The organism is Pseudomonas sp. MD195_PC81_125, assembly GCF_014060985.1.
GTDB classification, from domain to species: Bacteria; Pseudomonadota; Gammaproteobacteria; order Pseudomonadales; family Pseudomonadaceae; genus Aquipseudomonas; species Aquipseudomonas parakoreensis.
In genome coordinates, this window is record NZ_JABULD010000414.1 from 1 (window position 1) to 6301 (window position 6301).

3 protein-coding genes and 2 pseudogenes are annotated in these 6301 nt (G+C 59.5%); 4 read left to right on the top strand and 1 reads right to left on the bottom strand.

The genetic code is table 11. From position 1 onward, the window contains the following. Positions 1-83: 83 nt before the first annotated feature. A complete protein-coding gene (locus HT737_RS16930) occupies positions 84-1028 on the bottom strand; it encodes a LysR family transcriptional regulator (protein ID WP_047290779.1) in 945 nt (314 codons plus the stop codon). 165 nt (positions 1029-1193) lie between these two features. Here HT737_RS16930 and HT737_RS16935 point away from each other — a divergent pair. From HT737_RS16935 to HT737_RS16950, 4 genes and pseudogenes are all read left to right on the top strand, one after another. Beyond that, positions 1194-3555 (top strand): annotated as a pseudogene (locus tag HT737_RS16935) (TonB-dependent receptor). A gap of 23 nt (positions 3556-3578) precedes the next feature. After that, positions 3579-4922 (top strand): aryl-sulfate sulfotransferase, encoded by a 1344-nt coding sequence (locus HT737_RS16940; RefSeq protein WP_047290781.1) that lies wholly within the window; start codon positions 3579-3581, stop codon positions 4920-4922. Positions 4923-5103: 181 nt separating this feature from the next. After that, on the top strand, positions 5104-5430 hold the full coding sequence (locus HT737_RS16945; protein WP_007952780.1) for a hypothetical protein: 327 nt from the start codon (positions 5104-5106) through the stop codon (positions 5428-5430). Positions 5431-5809: 379 nt separating this feature from the next. Then, positions 5810-6301: pseudogene (locus HT737_RS16950) on the top strand (energy transducer TonB); the annotation flags it as partial.

Here is a 6301-nt window from a genome sequence, read left to right on the forward strand (position 1 = left end):
AGCTCCCACAGGATTTGCGCCAAGCCCAAATGATGTGAACACCCGGAACTTGTGGGAGCTGGCTTGCCAGCGATAGCGGTAGCTCAGACAGCTAAATTTTCGAGTGAACAAACCTCCTCATCTACCGCATCAATCGCCTTGATCTGCTCAATCATCGCCTCGGCCAGCGGCGACAACCGATACCCCGCCCGACTGACAATCCCATAACGGGTGTACAGCTCCTCCAGGTCATCGGCCAAACCCTCGATCCGCAAACACACCAGTTCGCCCTTGACCTGATGCAGTGCGTCGGAATACGCGCCAACGATGCCGATGGCATCCGAACGCAGCACCACGCCGAGCAGGCTTGAGCTGTTTTCGCATTCGACATTGGGGGTGAAATCCGGTCGGCCGCTGAGGTCGACGATGACCTTGCGCAGGTTCGGCGGACGAAGGCTCACCGCCAGTGGATAACTCATCAATTGCTCGGCCGAAACCCGTTCGAATGCCGCTAATGGATGCCCGGCGCGGCAGCAGAAATGCCATTTGCGCGGCCGCAAACGGTACGTCAGGTAATCCGGATCGGCTTCGAAGTGGCGCGTGTCGGCGACGAAGAATTCGAACTCTTCGCTGAGCAGGCGTTTGCTCAGGCTCTGCCAGTCATCGACCTGAAATTGCACCCGCGCTTTCGGGTAGCGCCCGATGAACGCGCCGATCGCGCGCGGGATCAATCCGGCTGCCGGCGCCGGGCCGCAACCGAAGCGCAATTCGCCCGCCTCCAGCCCATTGAACTGACTGATCTCGTTGGCCATCTGCTGCGCGCCGCTGACCAGTCGCCGCGCATGTTCGAGCAGCACCTGACCCTGCTTGGTCGGGGGTAACTCCTTGCGCCCGCGATCGACCAACTGACAGCCGACGCTGTGCTCCAGCGCCTGGATGCTGCGGCTGAACGCCGACTGCGACAGGTTCACCGCCTGCGCGCCGGCGACGAAACTGCGTTGTTCGGCGAGGGCGATGAAGTGTCGAAGTTGGCGCAAGTCGATATGCATTTTTCACATAAAAAATATCCGGGAAATGCATTGGATATGCATTAGGTCGACTCCTTATAAAGGCAATCTCTTATGCAGTAAATATTTGTAAATCCATAAATAAATAACTTAAAAGAATATGCAGCGTTGAAGATGTCTGTGTGTTTTTTGACCAGGAGCCGCGCCATGAGTCCGTTGAACCTTGCGTCACCCTTAACGCCACGACGGCTCAAACGCCTGCCTCTGGCCCTGTTGCTGGCGGGGAGTGCCAGCTGGACTCAGAGCTACGCCGCCGACGCCGACACCCCACCGCCGGCTCCCGCCGGCAAGCCTGCGGCCAACAGCTCGCAGCTGGAAACCGTGACCGTCACCACCCGCCGGCGCGAAGAAAGTTCGCAAGACGTGCCGACGCCGATGAGCGTGGTCAGCGGTCAGACGCTGGAGACGCAGCGGGTCTACCGGATTCAGGATTTGCAGCAACTGGTGCCCAGCGTCAACGTCGCCTACATGCACGCGCGCCAGTCCAGCGTGTCGATTCGTGGCCTGGGCAACAACCCGGCCAGCGACGGTCTGGAAGGCAGCGTCGGTCTGTACATCGACAACGTCTATCTGGGCCGTCCGGGGGATGGCGGTGTTCGACCTGATGGACATCGAACAGCTCGAAGTCCTGCGCGGGCCGCAGGGCACGCTGTTCGGCAAGAACACCACCGCCGGGGTGATCAACATCAGTACCCGCGCGCCGACCTTTACCCCGGAACGCAGCATCGAAACCTCGGTTGGCGAGGACGGGTATTTCCAGACCAAGGGCACCATTTCCGGGCCGCTCAACGATGAACTGGCCGGACGTTTTTCGGCCTATCGCACCCGCAGCGACGGCGACATCAAGAACGAATACAACGGTCATGACCTGAACGGTGGCTCGCGCGATGGCTTCCGCGCGCAGTTGCTGTTCAAGCCCAATGAAGACTTCAACCTGCGCTGGATCGGCGACTACAACGAAGAGGATTCCAGCGCCGGCACCCGCGTGCTGTACAACACCGGGCCGACCATCAACGGCGTCAACCTCTACCAGTCGCGGGCCAATGCCGCCGGCGCGACGCTGGTCAACGGCTCGCACCGCAAGGTCAATCTGGACAACGATCAGCACGTCACCGTGCATCAGGGCGGCACGTCGGTGGAGGCCAACTGGACGCTGCCGAGCGATTTCACCCTGACCTCGATCAGCTCGTATCGCTTCTGGAATTTCACCCCGGCCAACGACGACGGTCTCAACGTCGCCGCGACTTACAACGCCGGGGTTTCGGTCGAAGATAAACAGTACTCGCAGGAGTTTCGCCTCGCCTCGCCCAAGGGCGAGTTCTTCGATTACGTGATCGGCGCGTACTACTTCGGCTCGGATCTCGACAACAAGTCCTTCGCCTATTACGGCCCGCAAGCCGATATCTGGAACGGCACGCCACGCGGCGCGCTGGCCAACGTCGGCAGCGTCGGCAACGGCCACATCAAGACCGACAGCTTCGCCCTGTTCGCCCAAGGCACCTGGCACCTGACCGAGCGCCTGGACTTCACTGCCGGGGTGCGTGGCACCTACGAAGAGAAGAACGCCTGGGTCACCCGCAATGCGCCGGTTGGTGGTGCCACTGTCACCGGCGCAGCGGCCACCGCACGTCGCGGACGCACGGGTGCCTACGACTCCGGCGATCTGAATCAGTACAGCTCCAGCCCGTCCGGACTGCTCAACCTCAGCTATCGCATCACCGATGACCTGCTCGGCTATGCCACGCTGTCTCACGGGGAAAAATCCGGTGGCGTGAACCTCGCGGTGGGTTCGGCGCCAACCGCCGGCGCCGACTCGCTGCTGATTGGCACCGAACGGGCCAACAACGCCGAACTCGGCTTCAAAAGCACGCTGTGGGACCGGCGTTTGCAGCTCAACGCCAACGTGTTCTGGACCCAGGTCAACGCCTACCAGACCAACGCCTACGACGACGTCAACCGCGTGCAATACCTGACCAACGCCGGTTCGGTGCGCTCACGCGGCGTCGAATTCGAAAGCACGGTGATCCCGTTGCGCGGCCTGACCCTGAACTTCAACGGCTCGTACAACGACGTCAGCTATCTCTCGTACAAAGATGCACCGTGCCCGCCGGAAGTCAGCCAGGCACCCGGCGCACCGGCCTCTTGCGACCTCAGCGGCCACCAGGTGGTTGGCGCGTCGAAATGGATCGGCAACGCCAACGGCAAATACGAATGGAATCTGGCCAACGGTCTGCAACCTTACGTCACCGGCAGTTACGCGTTCCGCTCCAAAGCGGTGGGCACGGTCGAGGATTCCGACTACGGGCAGATCCCGAGCTACGCCGTGGTCAACCTGTCCACCGGTCTGCGTGGCGATTTCAATCAGGGCCAGTGGGACGTTTCGCTGTGGCTGAAGAACGCCTTCGACAAGACCTATTACACGACGCTGTGGACCGGCGGCAACGGCGGTTATGAAGGCCTGCTCGGTACGCCGCGCACCCTCGGCGTAACCGGTCGCTACGACTTCTGATCCGTCATTCAAGGAGCTGCATCATGTTGCCAGGCAAAACCGCTTTAGCCCTGTTGTTATCCGGCGCAGTCTCAAGCACCGGAGTGTTCGCCGCCCCCAGCGTGTACCCGACCGGCGTCACCCGCTATGACCCGAACAAAGCGTTCAACCAGTACGTGATCTTCAGTGGCGCCGACAAGCAGACCCACTTGATCGACATGAACGGCAACGAGGTGAAAACCTGGCCACAGGCGGGTTTCCCGTCGGCGATCATCGACCCGCAACTGGTCGGCGGCGCGCGCGGGCATGTGCTGTTGCAACTGAGTGACAAGGATCCGGGCAAGCTCGGCTCCGCCGGTAACGGTCTGGGCAATCAGAGCGTCGGCGAACTGGACTGGAGCGGCAAAGTCGTTTGGCAGTGGGGCGACAAGGCCCCAGGCGGCGCAGCACAGCAACACCACGATCAGCGCCGGTTGAGCAGCGGCAACACGGTGGTGCTGGCGAACAAGGTGCATAAGGTCAAAGGCTTCAAAGTGCCTGAGGTGATCGACGATGCGATCTATGAAGTCAGTCCTGACGGTGCGGTGAAATGGCAGTGGCTGGCCTCGGAGCACCTGAACGAATTCGGCTTCACCCCGGAGCAATTGAAACTGGTGCACGCCAGCGAAAATCCGGATTACTTGCACATCAACAACCTCAGCGTGGTCGGGCCGAACAAGTGGTTCGATGCCGGCGACAAACGCTTCAATCCGGACAACCTGTTGCTCGATTCGCGCAATGCCAACTTCATTGCGATCATCGACAAGCACAGCGGCAAAGTGGTGTGGCGCCTCGGCCCGAACCTGCCGCTGATCAACCCGAAAACCGCGCAGAAATTACCGCGTCCGGTGGATCAGTTTGTCGGTCAGCACGACGCGCACATCATCCCCGCCGGGCTCCCCGGTGCCGGTAATCTGCTGGTGTTCGATAACCAGGGTTCGGCGGGCTATCCAAACGTTACCCTCGGGCTGATTTCCGGCTCGCGGGTGCTGGAAATCGACCCGCAGAAAAATGAAATCGTCTGGCAATACAGCGCAGCGAATTCGAAGCAGCCGGGTTGGGCCTTCTACAGTTCATTCATCAGCAGCGCGCGACGCTTGCCCAATGGCAATACGCTAATCGACGAAGGCATGAACGGGCGGTTTTTCCAGGTCACGGCCAGCGGTGAAAACGTCTGGGAATATGTCAGCCCGTATCTGGGCAAGGCGCCGGGCAGTGATGCAATCAGCAACTGGGTCTATCGCGCGCTGCCTGTGAGTTATGACTGGGTGCCGGCGGGAACGCCGCGTTCAGAGACGGCAGTTCTGGTGCCGGCCATTGGTGTGCAACAAACCCAAGTCAGCCGTTAGTTATTAAGGCTCTTCGGAATCGAAATAAGTTATGAGCGACATGAATAGTGTATATAGCAATATCGTTGATAAGTGCCGTGGACAATAAGTCAATGGACAACCATCCTGTGTGTCGTGAGTTTCCAGGAGGAAACTTGCTCTCATCGGAAGACACTTATCCAACGATAAAGGAAATCACGTTATGTCGAGCATTAATGGCAATTATGTAAACGCTAACGCTGGCGCCAAACTGACGATCACCGATGGTAACGATTCCAACGGCACCTTCAGCGGCAAGTTCAGCCAGAACGGCGTGAACTACGACATCGCCTACGGGCATTACCATTTCCAGAACAGTACCGGGCAGCCGACGATCATCACGTTCGCGGCGCTGAATGACGGCACTGGCTATCAGTCCTGGACGCTGTTCTCGCCGGATCACAACTATTCGAAAGTTCGTGCGGTGGGTTCGCGTACTAACTTTGATGGTGATGTTGTGGGGCTGGCCGGGGAGTTTGTGAAGCAATAAAAAATTCCGTAAATCGAAGGCCGATGCATTAAAAGTGCATCGGCCTTTTTGTTTGCCTTTTGAAAAGTTTTTCAACTATCACGTTGGTATTAGTTGTCACTGAATCCCGGGTCATCGATAACCCGATGCCTTGGATGAATACTTTTTATGCCGGGAAAGCATGTCGATTTCGGCGAATCGCTGGAAGCCTTGCAGCCCGTGGCTTTGGCGGAAATGACCGTTTTTCATATTCCATAAATGTCTATCCATAACATGAAAGATTACTTTCGGAGATAAGCCGCTGGCCCAATGATTGACCCATCGATCACGCCGTGGGGGATTCAACAAACGACGGATCGGCCAAGCGAAAGAACGCAAAGAGACCGCAGGGAGTAAATCAATGGGCAATGTCCAGACCGCCGCCAGCGCACAGGAATTGCTGTGGCGCCAGACACCAAGTGGCGAGCTGGTCGATCTCGGCCGGCCCCATCGTGTGCCGTTGGGGCAGTTGCGTTTGCAGCGCGCGCCCAAGGGCATTCTGAGCCGTCGTGAAGCGATCCTGCTCGGCGTGCTGGCGCTGCTGGTGCATGGTGCGGTGATCTACTGGATCAACCAGCATCCCACGCCGCGTTGCCGATCGTGCCGCCGGAAATTCCACCGATGACCATCGAGTTTTCGCATCCGGCACCACCCGCGCCGCCCGTGGTTGAACCGCCGCCGCCCGCGCCGGTGGTCGAACCTCCGCCACCGGTTGAAGACGAGTTGGCGGTGAAGCCGCCACCGCCTAAACCGATCCCTAAACCCAAGCCGAAACCGGTGGTTAAACCGGTGCCGAAGCCAGCACCCAAAGCCGTGGAGCAACCACCGGCGCCGCCGCAACCGGCCGCCCCGG

Excerpts from the sequence above, each read along its gene's own strand:
- HT737_RS16940 (WP_047290781.1), top strand. The coding sequence starts at position 3,579 with ATGTTGCCAGGCAAAACCGCTTTAGCCCTGTTGTTATCCGGCGCAGTC.
- HT737_RS16930 (WP_047290779.1), bottom strand. The coding sequence starts at position 1,028 with ATGCATATCGACTTGCGCCAACTTCGACACTTCATCGCCCTCGCCGAA.
- HT737_RS16945 (WP_007952780.1), top strand. The coding sequence starts at position 5,104 with ATGTCGAGCATTAATGGCAATTATGTAAACGCTAACGCTGGCGCCAAA.